Genomic DNA, 19,625 nt, shown 5'->3' on the forward strand with positions numbered 1-19,625 from the left:
CCGACGATCACTGCGACCACGCGGTGGGGGTACGGTCCCACCGGTGCGCCCGCAGCCGGTCGCGCAGGGCCGGATCGAGCGGTACGCCGTCACCGGCCCCGAGGTTGGCCCGGACGTGCTCCAGCCGGCGCATACCCGGGATGACCGTGCTCACCGCCGGATGGGCCAGGATGAACTGCAGCGCCAGCTCCGGCATGGTCATCCCGTCCGGTACCTCCGGGGCCAGCCGCTGCGCCCGCTCCACACTGGGCAGCAGGTTCTCCGGGCCGAAGTAGGTGTTGCGCCAGTCCCCCTCCGGCCAGGTGGTGTCGGCGGTCAACGTGCCGGTGAGGGTGCCCTCGTCGAACGGCACCCGGGCGATGATGCCGATGTCGTCGGCCTGCGCCCGGACGAACAGCTCGTCCTCCGGGGCCTGGTCGAAGATGTTGTAGATGACCTGGATGACGTCGATCAGCCCGGTGTCGATCGCCGCGAGACAGTTCGCCGGCTCCCACCGGTTGACGCTGATCCCGACCCCGTCGACCAGTCCCTGCCGCTTGAGGTCGGTGATCACCTCCTGCCACCGCTGGTCACCGGCCCACCGGTCCTCCCAGACGTGGAACTGGAGCAGGTCGATCCGGTCGACGCCCAGGTTCTCCAGGCTCTTCTCGGTGTACTCCCGGATGTGCTCGGCGGGGAAGACGTCGTCGAGGGTGTCGTCGGGGCCGGGCGGCCACTCCCGGTTCTTCGGGGGGATCTTCGTGGCCACGTAGAGCCGCCGGTCCGGGTGGCGACGGAGCAGCCCACCCAGCAACTGCTCACTGATCCCCCGGCCGTACACCCAGGCGGTGTCGAAGAAGTTGCAGCCCAGCTCGACCGCCTCGTCCAGACACTTCGGCGCGGTGTCGTAGTCCCATCCGGTGAAGCCACCCGGGCCACCCCCGATGCCCCACATGCCGTACCCGACCTCGCTGACCTCCCAGCCGAGCCGGCCGATCCTGCGATACCGCATTGCGCTCCCCATTTCCTGTCCTGATCTGTTCACCTGGTCTGCGGACCGGTGGGCAGCAGCAGCCCACCCTCCGGATCCGGGTCGCCCGCCCGCCGGGCCCGCCAGTGCCGGTACGCCTCGATCGAGGCGGCCAACGGGTGCGCGTCGGCCAGTCCCCACCGCCGTTCCAGCCGCTCGCAGCGGTCCCGACGGAACAGCCGCGGATTGTCGGTGAGCAGCGCGGCGAACCCCCGACGCAACTGCTCCTCGTCCCCGGTGGACGCCGCCGGCAGCAGCGACAGCAGCGTGTGCAGCCCGCCGTCGCCGCTCTCCGCGGCCGCCGTATGCGCGACCGCGAGGAACTCCGCGCAGCTGACCCGCTCCGGGCCGGTACCCGCCGGGTCCGGCAGGTCGGCGAAGTCGACGCTCTGCGGGTGGAACAGGTGCACCGGGTCGCCCCACGCGCCGGGGTCGAGTACCGCGGCGACCACCCGGCGGGACACGTAGTCCACCGGGGTGTGGTCGGAGCGGATCGGCACGGCCGGTCGGACGCCCAACCGGTCGAAGGCGGCCAACAGGAGATGGGTCAGCGCCGCCTGGTTCGGCTGCCCGCTGTCCGCGTCGGGCATCACCTCCCCGAGCCGCAGGACAGTCACCGTCGCCCCCCGGCGCCGCGCCTCGCCGAGATACCGTTCGGCGACCCACTTCGACCGGCTGTACCCGCTGACCGGCGGCACGGCGCGGGCCGGGTCGTGGTCCTCCGGTACCGGCTCGTCCCACCGGACGGCCTCGGTGTCGAGCACGCCGAGGGTGGAGATGTAATGCACCGGTTTGGCCCGGTGGTGCATCGCCAGGCGGAGCAGTTCGGCCGTACCGTGCACGTTCGCCGGCCGGTGCGCGCGGTAGTCGAACAGGAAGTTGACCAGGGCACCGTTGTGCAGGACGAGGTCGACGGTACGGCCAAGGTGGTCCCAGAGCCGTGGGCCCAGGCCCAGGTCGGGCCGGCCCAGGTCGGCCGCGTACCCGGTCAGCCGGTCACCGAAGCCGGGCCGCCACAGGCCGCGCCCGGCCAGTGCCCGGACCACCCGGTCGGTGGCGGCGGCATCGTCGGAGGCCCGGGTCAGGCAGCACACCCGGACGTCCGGGTCGGCCAGCAGGTCGTGGACGAGACGGCTGCCGACGAAGCCGGTCCCGCCGGTGAGCAGCACCGTCCGGGGTGGACGGGCCCGGGCCACACCGGCCACCGCCAGTCCGACCGGCAGTTCGACGTCCCGCTCGATCAGCGTGGCCTCCGGCTCGGTCCGGTCGTTCCCGGCGGCCCGCAGTTCGATCAGCGCGGCCATCCCGGCCGGGGTGGGATGGGCGAACAGGTCGGCCACCCCGACCTCCACGCCGCCCTCCCCGGTCAGCGCCACCGCCAGGGACACCGCCTGGATGGAGTCACCGCCGGCCGCACGGAAGTCGGCATCGACGGTCAGCCCGGGGCTGCCGAGCACCCGCCGGAAGATGGCCAGCACCCGGTCCGACCGGGTATCCGAGGCGGTGTCCGCGATGAGCCGGGCGGCGTCCTCGGCCACCTTCCGCTCCACCAGCCGGCGCAGCCGCTCCCGGTCGACCTTGCCGTTGGCGGTCAGGGGCAGGGCGGCCAGGACGAAGATGTGCCGGGGCAGGTTGATCCGGGGCAGTACCCGACGCAGGTGCGCGGCGAGCGCCGCCTCGGTCACCGGTGCGACGTCCGTGCCGGTCGCCGTGCCCACCGGACCGGTACCCGCCGGACCGGTACCCACCGGAGCACTGTCCGCCGGAGCACTGTCCGCCGGCTCGGTGCTCTCGGCGAAGAGCGCCAGCAGGGTGCTGCCGTCCTGCCGCACGGCGATCGCCTTCGCCTGGCGTACCCCGGGGCAGCCCGCCGCCGCCGTCTCGATCTCACCGAGTTCGAGCCGCACCCCGTTGATCTTGACCTGGAAGTCCCGCCGTCCGGCGAAGTAGAGCCGGCCGTCCGGGGCGAAATGGCCCAGGTCACCGGTGCGGTAGAGCCGCGAGCCGGGGATCTCCGGCAGCGGGTTGGGCACGAAGACCTCGGCGGTTCGCCCCGGTGCGGCGAAGTAGCCGGTGCCCAGACAGACCCCACCGACCAGGATCTCCCCGGTCGCACCGGGCGGCAGAGGGCGCAGGTCGGCGTCGGCCACCACCGCGTAGCAGTTGTCGATCGGCCGGCCGATCGGGATCACGTCACCGTCCGCAACGGACACCGGGTGGAAGACCATGCCGATGGAGGTCTCGGTCGGCCCGTACCCGTTGGTGACCCTGATCTGCGGACGGAGTTCCCGTAACCGGCGCACCATCGACGGGTTGATCTCCTCCCCACCGACGATCAGGTGACGTAGCGAGGCCAGCCGGGCGAGCGCCGCCGGATCGCGGTCGACCATGGACACGAGCACATTGAAGATACTCGGTACGAAGTCGGTAATGGTGATCCGTTCGGCCGCGATCGTGTCGATCACCTGCTCCAGGTTGAGGAACTCCCCCTGCGCCGGTACGACCACCCGCCCCCCGGTGGTCAGCGGCCAGAACAGCTGCCACACCGACGAGTCGAAGGTGTGCCGGCTGTTCTGCAGCACCACCTCCGCACCGGTCGCGGCGAAGTACCGCGTCATGAACCGGAACCGGTTGGTCAGTCCGGCGTGCCGGTTCATCGCGCACTTGGGCACGCCGGTGGTGCCGGAGGTGAAGATGCCGTAGATCAGGTCGTCCGGCCCGATCGGCCGCCCCGGTCGTTCCGGATGGGGCGCGATGTCCTCGATGGCCACCGGCACCACGCGGGGCCGCGGATCACCGGGCAGCGGGCGGGCATCGGCGGCCAGCACCACGCGTGGGGCCAGCACCCGCAGTGCGGCCCGCAGCCGGTCGTCCGGCCAGGCGGGATCGAAGGGTACGAACGCCGCGCCGAGCTTCATCAGGGCCAGGTAGGCCACCGGAAGCTCCAGCCCGTCGGCGAGCAGGACCGGCACCACGTCCCCGGCCCGGACCCCCGCGTCGGTCAACCGCAGCGCCAGCCCGTTGGCCACCAGATCCAGCCGGCGGTACGTCAACCGGCGGCCCTGGAAGGAGACCGCCGGCCGGTGCGGGGTCCGGTCGACCTGCTCCTCGATCAGTGTGGGGATGGCCCGGAACGGGCCGTCGTCCACCGCGCGTCCGGCGAACGCCCCGAGCGCCGTGGCCCGGGACGCGGCGCCGATGCCCTCGGCCGCCGCCGGTGCCAGGGTCCGGTCGACGAGCAGGGCGCCGGCCACCTCAGCGAAGACCTCGGCCACCGCAGGCAGACCGGGAAGCCAGGGGTCAGCCGGGCCGCCCCGGGCGGTCACCGTGATTCCGTCGGCCTCGACCTGGCAGATCAGCAGGACGGCCGGGTTGCCGGGCGGCGCCTCCGGGGCCGCCCCGGATTCGAGCAGCACCACCAGGTGTCCGTCGGTGACGCTCCCCGGTGCGGTGAGGAGGTCGCGTACCGCCGACCTGGCCGACTCCCCGCCGAGCCGGCGCAGGTGCTCCGGCCACCCCGGCAGATCCACGGTGACCTCACCGGCGACCACCCGGACCGGCAACTCCCGGCCGAGCCGGACCGCCGTCTCCATCGCCGCCAACGCCAGGTCCACCACGAGGTCCCCGACCGGGACCGGACCGGTGCCCGGCTGTCGGAGCGGCACGGCCGTGCCCGACAGGACGGGCCCCTGCGCACCGGTTGACGGTTGACGGAACGCGTGACGGTATGTCGGAGCGCCCGAGCGGAAAAACGGTGCGGCGGAACCGGTGTCGACCGAGCTCATCAGCGCCCCCAGCGGTTGCCCTCCGGCCCCTCCGGCAGGTTGAGACAAAGACGCCGGTCATTTGGCCGCTGGTCAAGGACCATAGGACAATGATTCACTGTAGGGAATATGTAACTTTACGTTACCGTCCGCCGGCCGGCATTTGCCGACGAATTGTCCGTGCCCACCCGGCGGCCCGCCGGAGACCGGGGGACGGCGTAGCGCGACAGCCGGAGCCCACCCGCACCCGCATCCCACCATCCGGACCGGCCACGCCGGACCCGGTCGGCGGCGAGCCGGAAAGCCCACTACAACAGGGTTTTCCGGACATCCGGCAGGCCCCTTGCGAGGGCCGGATGATCCGACCGACGCCCCCACCCACCAGCACCGGCGCAGCGCCGCCGCGCCCGGCGCCCCACCGACCCACCCCTGCGGCGCCACACCGCGGACCACTGGAGAAACTGCGGAGAAAGCCACCGCCGGCAAATACGGCGCACCATGCCGACCTGCCGGGCGCCAAGTCGGAAAAGCACCGACAAATTGCTGGATCGCGAATTTCCACCCCGTTACCAGCAGGTTCCACGACACCACCGGCAGCGGCTGCGACGCCGACCACCGGGAGCGGGAATCGGCAGGCACCCATTACCGGGGGTAACGTTGACCGTCCCCGGGAGTCACCCCCCCCCCCCCCCCCCCCCGCCCACCCGGCGCGACCCGTACCACACCGGAGCCCGGCGTCACCGACCGTTTGCGCCGACGCCACGACGGGGTACATAGGCGTCCTCACCGACCGACAGCAGACCGGGAGGCGGCCATGCGAGGACCGTCCATATTGGGAATCATCGTGGTGCTCTGGCTGATCGTGGGCGCGATCGCCGCCGGCCAGCGGGGGTACTTCAGCAACGACGACACCAACTGCGCGGAGGCCGGCACCATCCTGGTGACCGTGGCCGCCGGGCCGCTCAACTACGTCGGCGCCAACCCGACGGTCGACTGCGAGCTGCCGCAGCCCTCCGAGTGACCACCGCGTCGGGGTGGGCCGGCACCGCCCGGTGCCGGCCCACCCCGCCCGGACTCAGTCGCGTTCGATCAGGTGCCCGACCAGGTCCGGGACGATCGTGGCCACCCCGGACCCGTCCCGCCGCGGATCGATCTCCGGCAGCTCGATCGGGTCTCCGGTCCCGGTGGCCCCCACCGGGCGCGACCCGATCCACGCCACGTCCAGACCCTCCTCGCCCTTGAGGAACCGGTGCGCCCGCACCCCGCCCGTCGCCCGGCCCTTCGCCGGGTACGCCGCGAAAGCGGTCACCTTGACGCTGCGCCCGGTGGAGGTGACCACCATCGGCTCCCCGTGCTGCGGATCATCGGTCCGGACCGCCCCGAAGAACCGCACCTGCGCCCCGGCGGCCAGGTTGATCCCCGCCATACCACCGCCCTTGAGCCCCTGCGGCCGGACCAGCTTCGCGGGGAAGCGCAGCAGGGACGCGTCCGAACTGACGAAGGCCAGCGTCTCCGCACCGTCGACCAGCCAGGTCGCCCCGACCACCTCGTCACCGTCCCGCAGGCCGATCACCTCGAACTCGTCGGCCCTTACCGGCCACTCCGGTGCGCACACCTTGACCACCCCGAGCCGGGTACCCAGGGCCAACCCCGGTGAGCCCGCATCCGACCCGCCCAGCGGCGCCAACCCGACGACCTGCTCCCCCGGCGCCAACGGCAACAGCTCCGAGGCGGACATCCCACCCCGCAGGGACACCGTGCCGGCCTGCTCGGGCAGTACCGGCAACGGCAGCACGTCGGTCTTGAACGCCCGACCGGTGCTGGTCACCAGCAGCACCTGGCCCCGGGCGGTGGCGTGCACCACCGCGCGTACCGCATCGTGCTTGACCCGGCCGTTACGTCGGCGCCCCTCGGACGCCTCCTCACTCTCCGCCGCCGTCCGGACCACCAGCCCGGTCGCGGAGAGAATCACCTGGCAGGGGTCGTCGGCCACCTCCAGCGGGCCGGCCGGGGCGGAGGCGGCCAGCACCTCCTTCAGGTCGCCGTCGATCAGGGTGGTCCGCCGGGGCGCGGTGAACTCCCTGCCCACCTTGGCCAGCTCGTCCGAGACGACCTTCCGCAGTACCCGCTCGTCGTCCAGAATGGTGGACAGCTCGGCGATCTCGGCCCGCAGCCGGGCCTGCTCGGTCTCCAGCTCGATCCGGTCGAACCGGGTCAGCCGGCGCAGCGGGGTGTCCAGGATGTAGGTCGCCTGGATCTCCGACAGGGAGAACCGGCTCATCAACCCGTCCCGGGCCGCCTGGGCGTTGTCGCTGCCCCGGATCAACCGGACCACCTCGTCGATGTCGATCAGGGCGATGAGTAGACCGTCGACCAGGTGCAGCCGCTCCTCGCGCCGGGTACGCCGGAACAGCGTCCGCCGGGTCACCACCTCGTACCGGTGGGCCAGGAAGACCTCCAGCAGCTCCTTCAGCCCCAGGGTGCGCGGCTGCCCGTCCACCAGGACCAGGTTGTTCACCCCGAACGACTGCTCCAGCGGGGTGAGCCGGTAGAGGTCGGCCAGCAGCGCCTGCGGGTTGACCCCGACCTTGCACTCGATCACCAACCGGGTGCCGTGCTCCCGGTCGGTGAGGTCCTTGACGTCGGCGATGCCCTGCAACCGGGCCGGCTGCCGCTGCCCCTTACGCGGACCCGAGGTGATCGGCTTGCCCCGTACCTCGTCGGTGATCGCCTCGATGACCTTCTCCGCACCGACGCCGTACGGCAGTTCCACGATCGTGATGGCCTGCCGGCCCCGGCTGCCCTCCAGCGGACCGATCTCCGCCCGGCCCCGCATCCGGACCACGCCCCGACCGGTCTCGTACGCCTTGCGCACCTCGTCCAGGCCAAGCAGCAGCCCGCCGGTGGGCAGGTCCGGCCCGGGGACGAACTCCATCAGCCGGTCCAGCGAGGCGTCCGGATTCTTGATCAGCCACCGGGCGGCGGCCACCACCTCGCCCAGGTTGTGCGGGATCATGTTGGTGGCCATCCCGACCGCGATGCCGGAGGTGCCGTTGACCAGCAGGTTGGGGAAGGCGGCCGGCAGCACGGCCGGCTCGGTCAGCGAGCCGTCGTAGTTGGGCCGGAAGTCCACCGTGCCCTCGCCCAGCTCACCGACGAGCAGCATCGCCTCCCGGGACATCCGGGCCTCGGTGTAGCGCGCGGCGGCCGGACCGTCGTCCGGACTGCCGAAGTTGCCGTGCCCGTCGATCAGCGGCGCATTCAGCGAGAAGTCCTGGGCCATCCGGACCATCGCGTCGTAGATGGCGGTGTCGCCGTGCGGATGGTACTTACCCATGCAGTTGTGGACGACATGACCTTCAGCGACAAAGGCATGCTCGGCCGACCCGACCTGAATGTCGTAGGTCGTACCGGGCTCAACCGGCTCGACCGACTCCACTTTCAGGAACGAACTGCCGGACAGCACGTCGAGTCGCTTGGCCAGCGGCGATCCGATCCGTTGCAGGCGGTGGATCCAACCGTCCCGTTCAGCTCGCCACAGCGGAAAGGACCGCTCGGCAAGTGCGACACCTGTACGGTCCCGGCCGTAGCGTACGGCCGTGCCGCCCGATCCCAGGGCGGACCGGAAGGCCACACCGTTGGTGTCCCGGAACCAACCACCGCCCTGGTGCGCTGCGGTGAACTCGGCCATCACCGGCTGGCAGGGCAGCCTGTCGTTGCCCTGTTTCCCGCCGTATCGGTACGTCATCTCAGCGACCCGGCGCAGGTCGTCCTTCTTGTAGCCGATCCGTACCCACTTCAGCAGCGCCGACGCGAGAACGGCAGCCTCCTGACCGGACACGGAGAGACCCAACAGCGTCCGGTGACCGGTCGTGCTCGGCCGCGACCAGTGGTGTCCATGCAGACCCACATCAGCCAGCGTCGAGTAGAGCTGCCGGATGAGACGTTCGCTGACGCTCACGAAGACGATCTCACGGTGGCGCTTACGCACATACCCGTCGCCGTCGAAGAAGCCGGCCAGGAACGGCAGCCACGCTGCCCGATTCGCGAGAACATCAGCCGGTACGTGCTTCGCTTCGCTGCGGGGTCGAGCCGCCTCCAACAGTCCTTCGTGACGGCTGAATGTCACCACATGCTGGTCGCGATGGTGGGGCTGCCTACCGGCCCGTATCCCACGAGAGGCGGAGAGCCCGGTCCCGACGGCCCACGCATGGGCCGTGTCGAGCGGTTCCCGGTCGCACATGTGCATCCGAACCCGGCCGTCAGCCGGTCGGGACCGGTCAACGGCAAAGCCTTCGGCGACGATCAGTCCCCGCACGTAGTCGTAGACGTCCCCGCCATCGACACCCAGGTGATCGCGCCGGCTGGCACCGTAACCCACGGTCAGTCGGTCCTTCAGCTCCCGGGCATCCGTCCAGCCGATCGTGAGGTCGTCCGCCACCGTACGGAAGCGCTGCCCCGGGGTCACCACCATGGTGTGCCCACTGGTCCAGGTCACCCGAACCAGCTCCGACCCGGGGTTGGCGAAGACACCGGTCACCGGCACCGCGCTGCCCCGGCCGTCCAGCACCTGATCGCCCACCTCGATCGTCTCGATCGGAACGAGCCCGGTCGGAGTGGAGACCAGGGTGCCAGCGACGAAGCAGTCCCCGACGACGCGGGCGGACTTGACGTGCGCACGGTCCGGCCGGTGGCCCTGCTCGTACATCGAGTAGAGGATCCGGCGGTGCACCGGCTTGAGCCCGTCCCGGGCGTCCGGCAGCGCCCGGGAGTGGATGACGCTGTAGGCGTACTCCAGGTAGGAGTCCTGGACCTCGGTGGTCAGCGGGTTGTCGAAGACCTGGGCGCCCGCGCGGTCGAAGGCGGTCAGGTCGACCCGGGGCTGGTTGCCCTTGCGGCGTGCCATTGCTCAGTACTCCCTCTTCACGCCACCGGGGCGGACGGCACCGGGGACGGTGCGGCGGATGGCGGACATCAGGCGTCGATCGCTTCCTGGTCGACCCGGCTGGCCGACTCGATCAGCCAGTTCTTCCGGGGCTCGACCTTCTCGCCCATCAGCAGTTCCAGGATCTGCTCGGCGGCCTCGACGTCGTCCAGGGTGATCCGGCGTACCGCCCGGGTGGCCGGGTTCATCGTGGTCTCCCACAACTCGTCGGCGTCCATCTCACCGAGGCCCTTGAAGCGCGGGATCGGGGTGACGATCTGCCGGCCGGCCTTGCGGAGCCGGGCCACCGTGCTCTCCATCTCGGCCTGGGTGTAGGTGTAGATCGTCTCCGGGTTGCGCCCCTTCGTGGTGATCTTGTGCAGGGGTGGCATGGCCGCATACAACCGGCCGGCCTCGATCACCGGGCGCATGTACTTGGCGAAGAGCGTGATCAGCAGGGTCCGGATGTGCGAGCCGTCCACGTCGGCGTCCGCCATGATCAGGACCCGGCCGTACCGCATCGCCGGCAGGTCGAAGGTACGCCCGGAGCCCGCCCCCAGTACCTGCACGATCGCCGAGCACTCGGCGTTGTCCAGCACCTGCTGGAGGTTCGCCTTCTGCACGTTGAGGATCTTGCCCCGGATCGGCAGCAGCGCCTGGTACTCCGAGGACCGCGCGAGACGACTCGTCCCCAATGCGCTGTCCCCTTCGACGATGAACAGCTCGCTGCGCTCGACCCCGGTGGAGCGGCAGTCGACCAGCTTCGCCGGCATCGACGCGCCCTCCAGGGCGGTCTTGCGGCGGGCGGCGTCCTTCTGCTGCTTCTGGGTCAGCCGGACCCGGGCCGCGTCGACGATCTTCTGCAGGACGGTCCGCGCCTCGGTCTTCGTCCGGCGGTCCTCCAGCCAGCTCTTGAGGTGCTGCTCGACCAGGGTCTGCACCACCTTGGTGATGCCGGAGGTGGAAAGCTCGTCCTTGGTCTGCGAGGTGAACTGCGGCTCCGGGATGCGGACGTGGACGACGGCGGTCATCCCCTCCAGCACGTCGTCCAGGGTGGGCGGCTCCTCCTTCGGCCGCAGCAGCCCCCGGGCGTTGCGGATCGCGTCGGCGAGGGTCCGTACCGCCGCCCGCTCGAAACCCTTGCGGTGGGTGCCGCCGTGCGCGTTGCGGATGGTGTTGGTGAAGCACTCCACGGTGCGCTCGTAGCCGGTGCCCCAGCGCAGCGCGATCTCCACCTCGGCGCGGCGCAGGACGTTGGACTGCATGACCCCGTTGGCGTCGGCGGCGTTCTCCTTGTAGCTGCCCTCGCCGGTGATCAGCAGGATGCCGCTGACCGGTTTCTCCCCGCCGGGGGCGAGGAACTCCACCATCTCGGTCAGCCCGTGCGGGAAGTGGAACGTCTCCTCGATGGGGCCGCCCTCGGCACCGGCGTCGCGCAGCAGGTAGCTGACCCCGGGGACGAGGAAGGCGGTGTTGCGCAGCTTGCTGCGGACCGCCTCGACATCCAGCGCCGCCCCGGTCTCGAAGTAGCGCGGGTCGTACCAGTAGCGCACGGAGGTGCCGGTGGACTGGCCCCGGGACATCTTTCCGGTGGCGCGCAGGCCGGAGGCGGCGGTGAACCCGGCGTCCGGGCCGGGGCCGTCGAAGACCCCCGGTACGCCGTGCCGGAAGGACATCTCGTGGATCTTGCCGTCCCGGCGGACGGTCACGTCGAAACGCCGGGACAGTGCGTTGACCGCCGAGGCGCCGACCCCGTGCAGGCCACCGGAGGTCTTGTACCCGGAGCCGCCGAACTTGCCACCGGCGTGCAGCCGGGTCAGCACCAGCTCGACGCCGGAGAGGCCGGAGCGGGCGTGCAGATCGGTGGGGATGCCCCGGCCGTCGTCGTCGACCTGGACGGAGCCGTCGGCGTGCAGGGTCACCTCGACGTGGGTGGCGTGACCGGCGACACCCTCGTCGGTGGAGTTGTCGAGGATCTCGTTGACGAGGTGACCGACGCCACGGCTGTCGGTGGACCCGATGTACATCCCGGGTCGCTTACGGACCGCGTCCAACCCCTCAAGGTGGGTGAGGTCGTCGGCCCCGTAGAGGGTCTCGGGCTCTGCTGTCACCTGGTCGTAATCCCCTGTCTCGGCGGTGCGGTGCCGGTCCCGGCGGACCCGTGGGACACAGATCCGCAGGTACGCCCCGGCGAGCCTAGCCGCACCGGCGGACATCGGCTGCCGACCCCGCCGCCGGGGACGTGCGGTGTCGCTCAAGGTACGCCGGTGGCGGGGTAGCCGTCCGGTGGTGCCGGGACGGGCACTACCGTAGCCATCATGGGTAAGCCGACCCGCTGGGCCACCGATACCGGGCCCGAGCATTCCCGCTGGTACATCGACCGGTTCCGCCGGATGGCCGAGGAGGGTGTCGACCTGGCCGGGGAGGCCCGGCTGCTGGACGCGATGCTCACCCCGGGCTCGCGGGTGCTGGACGCCGGGTGCGGGCCGGGGCGGGTCGGTGCCGAGTTGCACGCCCGGGGTCACCAGGTGGTCGGGGTGGACGCCGACGCCGAGTTGATCGAGGCCGCCCGGGCGGACCATCCGGGGCCGGTGTGGCTGGTCGGGGATCTCGCCGACCTGGATCTGGCGGCGTCCGGTGAACCCGACCCGTTCGACGCCGTGGTGGTCGCCGGCAACGTGATGACCTTCGTCGCACCGGGTACCGAGCGGGACGTCCTGTCCCGGCTCTTCGCCCATCTGCGCCCGGACGGCTTCGCGGTGATCGGGTTCGGGACCGAGCGGGGGTACCCGTTGCCGGACTTCGACGCCGACCTGGCCGCTGCCGGTTTCCGCCTGGAGCACCGCTTCGCCACCTGGGACCTGCGGCCCTGGCTGCCGGGTACCGACTTCGCGGTCAGCGTGCTGCGCCGACCGGCCGGGGCGGTCGGCGAGGGCCCGGCACCACACTGACGGCCAGGGCCCGCGGTCCTGGCCGCGGTGGTCTGCGCCGCCGGGGCGTACCGCCCTACCTGCCATGGTGCACTGCACCGCCTTGCCGGATTCACGACGTCCAATTAGTTTGTATTCACAACTATCAAAGTCCGTCCGGTGGCCGCGCCCACGGTCGCCGGACCGACGACGGACGGAGGACTGGATCATGACACTGTCTCCACGGACCAGGACCCGGCTGGCGGTGGCTGCGGTCGCGGCCATGGCTGGTGCCGCCGGTGCCGTGCCCATGGTCGCCAGCGCCCAGGCGGCTGCCGTCGGCTGCCGGGTCGACTACCAGGTCACCAACCAGTGGTCGGGCGGGTTCGGTGCGAACGTGACGGTGACCAACCTCGGCGACCCGCTGACCGGCTGGACGCTGGCCTGGTCCTACACCACCGGCCAGACGGTCACCCAGGCATGGAACGCCACCGTGGTCCAGGCCGGCACCCGGGTCACCGCGACGAACGTCGGCTACAACGGCAGCCTGCCGACGGGCGGCAACACGTCGTTCGGCTTCAACGGGTCATGGAACGGGGCCAGCAACCCGGCCCCGACGTCGTTCACCCTCAACGGCACGACCTGCTCCGGCACCGTGACCCCCACGCCGACCCCCACCACACCAGCACCCACCACGCCGCCGCCGACCAGCGGGTGGAACCCGCCGGCCAACCTGGTGACCCCGCTGAACGAGGTGTGGACGCACCAGGAGCAGACCTACTCCAACCTGTACGGCTTCCGTAACTACGGCTGGGACCAGGTCTTCGCCAACCGGGGCTACCTCAACTTCTGCGTCCGGTGGGACTCCACCGCCACCGTCACCGCCGCCCAGCGCGACCAGATCCACGCCGCCCTCGCCCGGCAGTACGCCAAGTGGATGAACGTCATGGCCGGACACAACGTTTGGCCCTACACCACCGTACCGATCAAGGTCGTCGGCTGGGCGGTCCGCGACCGCAACCAACTGCAGTGGTCCGACACCTCGGTCGACATCTACGTCAACGACATCCGGGAGAACGCCCCGCAGTGCTCCGAACCGTGCGGACGGTTCTTCAACCAGAACGGCCAGTACCCCAACTGCCCCGGCGGAGCCGACCACCACTACGACCAGTCACTGTGGCTGACCGATGGCTTCGGCGGTGCCGGCGGCGACTGGGGCCAACGGATGGGCCGGGAGTACTTCATGAACAACCTCAACGCCGACAACATGCACATCCTGCTGCACGAGATCGGCCACGCCTTCGGCCTCGACGACTTCTACGACTGGACGCCCACCGGCGTCGGCGGCTTCCTGATGAAAGCCGGCAGCGCCAGCCAGATCACCGAGTTCGACGCGTGGATGTTCCGCGACTGGTGGCGCCACCTGAAGAACCGCTACGGGTACTGACGCACGCCGGACGCGCGGCGCCCGACCGCCGGCCCGGTCAGTCGACCGGGCCGGCGAGCCGGCCGACCCGCTCGGCGAGGTCGGCGGCGAACTGCTCCGGACAGTCGGTGAAGTAGAAGTGGTTACCGGCGAAGGTACGCGTCTCGAACGGGCCGTTGGTCTGCTCCCGCCAGCCGGCGACCACCCGCTCGTCGGCCACTCCGTCCGGGGTGGCGGTGTAACAGACCATCGGGCAGGTCAACGGGGTGCGCGGCTGGTACCGGTAGCCCTCGAAGAGTTTCAGGTCAGCCCGGATGATGGGCAGCACGTACGCCCGCAGCGCCGGGTCGGCCAGCACCTCCGCCGGCACTCCCCCGCCGGTACGCAGCCACTCTCCGAGCGCCTCGTCGGTCAGCTCGGTGAACCGGCGGGTCCGCGCCACCAGCCGGGGTGGCGGGCAGCCGGAGACGACCAGGGTGGCCGGCGGCCGGTCGAGCCGGCTGAGCACCCGGGCCACCTCGAAGGCGAGCAGTGCCCCCATGCTGTGGCCGAACAGGACGTACCGCCCCGGGAAGGCGATGCTGACGTCCGCCGCGACGGTCATCGCCAGGTCGGTGATCGAGGCGGGCACCGGCTCGTCGTAGCGCCGCTCACGCCCCGGCAGCCGGGCCGGGTGGACGGTCAACTCGGCCGGGAGCAGACCGCTCCAGCTACGGTACGCCCGGCTGTCCCCGCCCGCGTACGGGAAGCAGACCAGCGGGACCGCGTCGGATCGGGCGGGCACCCCCGGGTCGAAGGTCACCACCGTCGGTGCGCTGCTCAACCGCTCCCCCTCCCAGTCGGACCAGTCGGCCCGAACAGATCGATGGATCTGGACGCTCCGATCGTATGCTGGACCCCTCCGCCGCCGAAGATCGGCGGCCAGGTGTGGCAAGCCGGAGGCAATCTGATGGACAGCGACGACCTGCCCCGCTATCCGTTCGAGGACTTCCGGGGCGAGTTGCCCACCCGGCTGCTCGCCATGGTGCGCGACGAACCGGTCAGCCGGGTCCGGCTGCCCGACGGTCGTCCCGCCTGGCTGGTCGTCGGCTACGACGAGGTCTGCACCGTACTGTCCGACGCCCGGTTCGTCCGGCACGTCGGCGAGATCGGGACCGACGGGGGCGCCGGAACGGACGCCGACGCCGGGGCGCGTGGGGACATCGGAACGGACGCCCCGGACGTCGGCGGTCAGTGCCCGGTGACCGGCCGGGTGCGGGATCTGGCCATGAACGGCCCGGCACACGCCTCCCTGCGTCGGCTGGCTGCCCGGGCGTTCGCGGCCCGACGGATGGAGGCGTACCGGCCACGGGTGCAGAGGATCGCCGACGACCTGCTCGACGAGATGGTCGCCAAGGGACAGCCCGGTGACCTGATCAGCAGCCTGGTCTTTCCGCTGCCCGCCATGGTGGTCTGCGAGGTGCTCGGCATCCCGGCCGAGGACCGGGAACGGTTCAACGTCTGGATCGCCGACATCACCGCGCTGACCGCGTACGGCACGGCGGAGGCCGCCGAGGCCATGGGGGAGCTGCGGGCGTACCTGGCCGACCGGCTCGCCGCCAAGCGGGCCGCACCCGGCGACGACCTGTTCTCCAGTTGGCTGGCCACCCAGGCCGAGGACGACACGCTCAGCGACGAGGAGATCGTCGGGCTGGCGGTCGGGGTGCTGATCGGCGGTCGGGAGATCAACTCGATCAGCACCGGGATCCGGGCCCTGTTCCAGCATCCCGAGCAGTTGGCCCGGCTGCGGGCGCAGCCGGAACTGCTGCCCTCGGCGGTCGAGGAGATCCTGCGGTACACCTCGGTCAGTCCGATGTTCCTGGTGCAGACCGCACTGGCCGATGTGGAGCTGGGCGGGCAGCCGATCCGGGCCGGCGACGCGGTGATGGCGGTGCCGTGGGCGGCCAACCGGCATCCGGAGACCTTCCCCGGTCCGGACACCTTCGACGTGGCCCGTCCCCACAACCCGCACCTGACCTTCGGCCACGGGCCGCACTTCTGCCTCGGCGCGGCGCTCGGCCGGTTGCAGGTGGAGATCGCCATCGGCACCCTGCTGCGGCGGTTCCCGAACCTGGCCCCGGCGGTGGACCTCGACCGGCTCCCGTGGCGGCACGAGCGGATCAACTGCGGCATCGCCGAGTTCCCCGTGACCTGGTGAAAGGAAGGGCCCCCGGTTAACGCTTCCGGTAGAGGAAGGGCCCCTTGTTAACAGGTGACGCCGGACAGGACGGCTTCGATCGCGTCCGCCGCCCGCTCGGCCCCGCCGGTCCCGGCCACCTCCGGCCGGGCCGGGACCGGCGTGGCGAGCGCCGCCCGGGCCGCCTCGGCCACCGCCTCCGGCGTCCACTCCTGTTCGGGTAGCCAGTGCGCCAGTCCGAGCCGGGCGAGCCGTTCGGCGTTGTCCGGCCGGTCCAACCCGCTGGCCAGGATCACCTGCGGGGTACCGCTGGCCAGGGCCCGGCCGAGCGTGCCGATCCCGCCGTGGTGCACCACCGCGGCCACGTGCGGGGCGACCGCCCGGAACGGCAGCCGCGGGAACCAGCACGTCCCGGGTGGCAGCGGATCGGGTACCAGGTCCCGGTGGCGTACCGCGAGCAGGGCGCGCTGGCCGAGCGAACTGATCGCGGCGACCGCACTGCGGTAGAAGGCGCGGTGCAGCAGCCGGCCGGTACCGCCACTGACCAGCAGTGGCGGTGGCCCGTCAGCGAGCAGCCGGGCCACCTCGGCCGGCACCTCGGCCGGCTGGTCGGCGTCGGCCAGCACGAACCCGGCCAGCGGGGTGCCGGGCGGGCTCGGAATGCCGGCCTGGTCGAACCAGGACGGCCAGAGCCCCACGTACCGCTGCGCGGAGGACATCCAACCCGGCCAGTCGGGTACCGGCGGCAGCCCGACGTCGGCGCGGGCGGTGTCGATCCGGTCGGTGAGCACCTGACTGTAGAGCCAGGCCACCCGGTCCCGGGCGAGCAGTTGGAACGGCGAGTGGGCCAGGCAGACCAGTGGCGCGCCGGTCGCCTCGGCGGCGATCAGCGCGGACTGCCCGGACAGTGGCACGCCGACCAGCACGGTTTCCCCCGGCCGGTGCCGGCGGACCAGCTCACCGACCTCGAACCGCAACTGGGTGAACAGCCCGGTGCGGTCGAAGTGCTCCCGGAACTGCTCGATCCCGGTGGCGTCGGCCTGCTCGGCGGCGTCGGCAAGGTGGTACTCGTACTCGGCGATCGTGTCGACCGGGACGAAGTCGAGGTCGGCGCCGCGCACCGCCGGGCGGTAGTACTCGTGGCTGAGTACCGTCACGTCGTGGCCCCGGGCCCGTAACGCCCGTCCGACCCGGACGAACGGCAGCACGTCACCGTCGGTGCCGTGGACCACCATCAGGACAACGGGCACGGGCGTGGCGTACTCAGTAGTTCTCGACGGCGTTGGTCCGGCTCGGCCAGTACCGCTGGCCCGGCGCCGCCTGGTAGTGCGGCCACCGGGGCGGAGCGCCGGCCGGTTGGTCACCGAGGACGGTGACCCGCTGCCCCAGGCGGCGGCCGACGTAGTCGTTGACCGCGTAGTGCTGGGTGACCCGGTTGTCCCAGACCGCCACGTCCCCGCTGCGCCACCGGTACCGGCAGCTGAACTGCGGCTGCTCGGAGAAGTCGAAGAGGTGGTCGAGCAGGGCGTCGCTCTCGTTGCGGGTCAACTGGGGGATGTGCGAGGTGAACAACCGGTTGACGTAGAGCGAGCGCCGCCCGGTCTCCGGGTGCACCCGCACCACGGGGTGCTCGGCCCGGCTGGTGAACTCGTTGCCGATGCGGATGACGTGGATCGCGGTCAGCCCGTCGAGCAGGTCCCGCATCGGTGCGGACAGCTGCTCGTAGACCAGGTACTGGTTGGTCCACACGGTGTCGCCACCGACCGGCGGGCACTGCACGATCTGCAGGATCGAGGCGAGCGGCGGGCTGGTGTGGAAGGTCATGTCGGTGTGCCAGATGTCGACCTTGCCGCCGTTGTCCGAGTCGATGACCACGATCTCCGGGTGACCGTCCAGGCGGGGCAGGTAGGGGTGCAGCTCCACCTCACCGAACCGGCGGCCGAACGCCACGTGCGCCGCGGGCGGCAGGTCCCGCTGGCCGACGACGAAGATGACGAGGTGCTCCAGGAGCAGCCGGTGCAGCTCGGCGAAGCCGGCGTCGGTCAGGTGGGCGAGGTCGACCCCGTGGACCTCCGCACCGAGCGCGCCGGACACCGGCCGGACGTCGAACAGGGTGCTGCTGGTGGAACCCGGCATCTTCTCCCCCGGCCACGACGACGCGACGGCACACGGCCCCGGGCGGAACCCGACCGCACGCCGCCCGGCCCCGGAAGTATTCCAGAGCCCGTGGGGGTCACCAAACAGTCGGAGCGACATTTCTCGATCACCTGACGTCCGTTGACGCGGCCGGCGCGGGCTGGCGAGAATCGATCACCGCTCGCCCAGACGCCGTACCGGCACCATGGCACCGACCACGAGGGAGCACCGACGGATGAGGGAAGACCCGGCCCGATGAGCGCTCCACTGGGTGCAGAGGACGCCAACACCCGGCTCGGCCGGCTCACCGACCTGGCCACCCCGTTCGCCGTCCGGGTCCTGGCCACCCTGCGGGTACCCGACCTGATCGGGCAGGGCGTGACCGGGCTGACCGCGCTGGCCAGGGAGTGCGGGGCGGATCCCGACGCCCTGGGACGGCTGCTGCGCTACCTGGTGCACCGGGATGTGCTGACCGAACCGGCCCCGGACGAGTTCGCGCTGACCGAGGTGGGGGAACTGCTGCGGGAGACCGGCCCGGCCGGGCAGCGTGGCTGGCTGGACCTGACCGGTCTGGGCACCCGGATGGACCTGGCCTACCAGGGCCTGCTGCACTCCGTCCGCACCGGAGAACCGGCGTACGAGGCGGTGCACGGACGCTCGTTCTGGGCCGAGCTGGACGCCGAGGCGGACCTGCGCCGGTACTTCGACGAGCTGATGATGACCCAGCAGCACCTGACCGCGCCGCAGGTCGCCGAGCTCTACGACTGGAGCGGGGTCGGGCACGTCTACGACGTCGGCGGTGGCAGCGGCGCACTGCTGACCACGCTGCTGCACGCGCACCCGCACCTGCGGGGCACCCTGGTCGACCGGGCACCGGCCGCGCGGGCGGCGGCGGAGCGGATCGCCGCGAGCGGGCTGGCCGACCGGGCCGGTACGGTCGCCGGCGACTTCTTCGCCGAACTGCCCGCCGGCGGCGACGTCTACGTGGTGTCCCGGGCGCTCACCGACTGGGCCGACAGCGAGGCGGCCACCATCCTGCGCCGGTGCGCCGAGGCGGCCGGGGAGACCGGCCGGGTCCTGATCGTCGAGGTACTGCCCACCGAGCCGTACGTGCCGTACCTGGCCCCGTTCGACCTCCAGATGCTCGTGGTGGTGGGTGGCCGGGAGCGGTCGCTGGCCGACTTCGACACGCTGGCCGGTGTCGCCGGGCTGACCGTGTCCCAGGTGCTGCGCGGCCGGGACGGGCTCACCGTCATCGAGTGCGCAAAGGCCGGGTAGCCG

12 protein-coding genes and 2 pseudogenes are annotated in these 19,625 nt (G+C 71.5%); 5 read left to right on the forward strand and 9 right to left on the reverse strand.

Annotated features, from left to right (window positions below; genetic code table 11):
* Positions 1–7: 7 nt before the first annotated feature.
* Together V6U90_RS15220 and V6U90_RS15225 are read right to left on the reverse strand one after the other, a co-directional pair.
* Positions 8–991 (reverse strand): aldo/keto reductase, encoded by a 984-nt coding sequence (locus V6U90_RS15220; protein WP_334436088.1) that lies wholly within the window; start codon positions 989–991, stop codon positions 8–10.
* A gap of 29 nt (positions 992–1,020) precedes the next feature.
* Entirely contained in the window at positions 1,021–4,623 is a 3,603-nt protein-coding gene (locus V6U90_RS15225; protein ID WP_334436090.1) for a non-ribosomal peptide synthetase, read from the reverse strand.
* A gap of 964 nt (positions 4,624–5,587) precedes the next feature.
* Here V6U90_RS15225 and V6U90_RS15230 point away from each other — a divergent pair.
* Entirely contained in the window at positions 5,588–5,794 is a 207-nt protein-coding gene (locus tag V6U90_RS15230) for a hypothetical protein (RefSeq protein WP_334436092.1), read from the forward strand.
* 54 nt (positions 5,795–5,848) lie between these two features.
* Here the strand turns inward: V6U90_RS15230 and V6U90_RS15235 are convergent, their stop codons facing one another.
* From V6U90_RS15235 to V6U90_RS15250, 4 genes and pseudogenes are all read right to left on the reverse strand, one after another.
* Entirely contained in the window at positions 5,849–8,521 is a 2,673-nt protein-coding gene (locus V6U90_RS15235; RefSeq protein ID WP_334436174.1) for a DNA topoisomerase (ATP-hydrolyzing), read from the reverse strand.
* A gap of 105 nt (positions 8,522–8,626) precedes the next feature.
* Positions 8,627–9,247: pseudogene (locus tag V6U90_RS15240) on the reverse strand (LAGLIDADG family homing endonuclease); the annotation flags it as partial.
* Positions 9,248–9,368: 121 nt separating this feature from the next.
* Positions 9,369–9,679: pseudogene (locus V6U90_RS15245) on the reverse strand (DNA gyrase subunit A); the annotation flags it as partial.
* Between the two features lie 68 nt (positions 9,680–9,747).
* The gene (locus V6U90_RS15250; protein WP_442933589.1) at positions 9,748–12,060 is read right to left on the reverse strand and encodes a DNA gyrase/topoisomerase IV subunit B; all 2,313 of its coding nucleotides are present in this window, start codon (positions 12,058–12,060) and stop codon (positions 9,748–9,750) included.
* Here V6U90_RS15250 and V6U90_RS15255 point away from each other — a divergent pair.
* Both V6U90_RS15255 and V6U90_RS15260 read left to right on the forward strand, forming a co-directional pair.
* Positions 12,016–12,648 carry a class I SAM-dependent methyltransferase gene (locus V6U90_RS15255; protein WP_334436097.1) on the forward strand — a complete coding sequence of 211 codons (633 nt, stop codon included), beginning with the start codon at positions 12,016–12,018 and terminating at the stop codon, positions 12,646–12,648. The genes V6U90_RS15250 and V6U90_RS15255 overlap by 45 nt on opposite strands.
* Before the next feature lie 187 nt (positions 12,649–12,835).
* A complete protein-coding gene (locus V6U90_RS15260; protein ID WP_334436100.1) occupies positions 12,836–14,053 on the forward strand; it encodes a cellulose-binding domain-containing protein in 1,218 nt (405 codons plus the stop codon).
* 37 nt (positions 14,054–14,090) lie between these two features.
* Here the strand turns inward: V6U90_RS15260 and V6U90_RS15265 are convergent, their stop codons facing one another.
* Positions 14,091–14,855, reverse strand: a complete 765-nt coding sequence (locus V6U90_RS15265) for a thioesterase II family protein (protein WP_334436103.1) — start codon at positions 14,853–14,855, stop codon at positions 14,091–14,093.
* Positions 14,856–14,981: 126 nt separating this feature from the next.
* Here V6U90_RS15265 and V6U90_RS15270 point away from each other — a divergent pair, with 126 nt between their 5' ends.
* A complete protein-coding gene (locus tag V6U90_RS15270) occupies positions 14,982–16,229 on the forward strand; it encodes a cytochrome P450 (RefSeq protein WP_334436106.1) in 1,248 nt (415 codons plus the stop codon).
* 47 nt (positions 16,230–16,276) lie between these two features.
* Here the strand turns inward: V6U90_RS15270 and V6U90_RS15275 are convergent, their stop codons facing one another.
* Together V6U90_RS15275 and V6U90_RS15280 are read right to left on the reverse strand one after the other, a co-directional pair.
* On the reverse strand, positions 16,277–17,458 hold the full coding sequence (locus V6U90_RS15275) for a glycosyltransferase (RefSeq protein ID WP_334436108.1): 1,182 nt from the start codon (positions 17,456–17,458) through the stop codon (positions 16,277–16,279).
* Between the two features lie 13 nt (positions 17,459–17,471).
* Positions 17,472–18,344 carry a TauD/TfdA dioxygenase family protein gene (locus tag V6U90_RS15280; RefSeq protein WP_334436110.1) on the reverse strand — a complete coding sequence of 291 codons (873 nt, stop codon included), beginning with the start codon at positions 18,342–18,344 and terminating at the stop codon, positions 17,472–17,474.
* A gap of 255 nt (positions 18,345–18,599) precedes the next feature.
* On the opposite strand from V6U90_RS15280, the gene V6U90_RS15285 reads away from it, so the two are divergent.
* Positions 18,600–19,622 (forward strand): methyltransferase, encoded by a 1,023-nt coding sequence (locus V6U90_RS15285; RefSeq protein WP_334436112.1) that lies wholly within the window; start codon positions 18,600–18,602, stop codon positions 19,620–19,622.
* Positions 19,623–19,625: the final 3 nt, after the last annotated feature.

The sequence above is a fragment of the Micromonospora sp. CPCC 206060 genome (genome assembly GCF_036906895.1).
GTDB lineage: Bacteria > Actinomycetota > Actinomycetes > Mycobacteriales > Micromonosporaceae > Micromonospora.

Coding starts and splice junctions, on each gene's coding strand:
- V6U90_RS15220 (WP_334436088.1), bottom strand. CDS start 991: ATGCGGTATCGCAGGATCGGCCGGCTCGGCTGGGAGGTCAGCGAGGTC.
- V6U90_RS15230 (WP_334436092.1), top strand. CDS start 5,588: ATGCGAGGACCGTCCATATTGGGAATCATCGTGGTGCTCTGGCTGATC.
- V6U90_RS15235 (WP_334436174.1), bottom strand. CDS start 8,521: ATGACGTACCGATACGGCGGGAAACAGGGCAACGACAGGCTGCCCTGC.
- V6U90_RS15255 (WP_334436097.1), top strand. CDS start 12,016: ATGGGTAAGCCGACCCGCTGGGCCACCGATACCGGGCCCGAGCATTCC.
- V6U90_RS15250 (WP_442933589.1), bottom strand. CDS start 12,060: ATGCTCGGGCCCGGTATCGGTGGCCCAGCGGGTCGGCTTACCCATGAT.
- V6U90_RS15260 (WP_334436100.1), top strand. CDS start 12,836: ATGACACTGTCTCCACGGACCAGGACCCGGCTGGCGGTGGCTGCGGTC.
- V6U90_RS15270 (WP_334436106.1), top strand. CDS start 14,982: ATGGACAGCGACGACCTGCCCCGCTATCCGTTCGAGGACTTCCGGGGC.
- V6U90_RS15280 (WP_334436110.1), bottom strand. CDS start 18,344: ATGCCGGGTTCCACCAGCAGCACCCTGTTCGACGTCCGGCCGGTGTCC.
- V6U90_RS15285 (WP_334436112.1), top strand. CDS start 18,600: ATGAGCGCTCCACTGGGTGCAGAGGACGCCAACACCCGGCTCGGCCGG.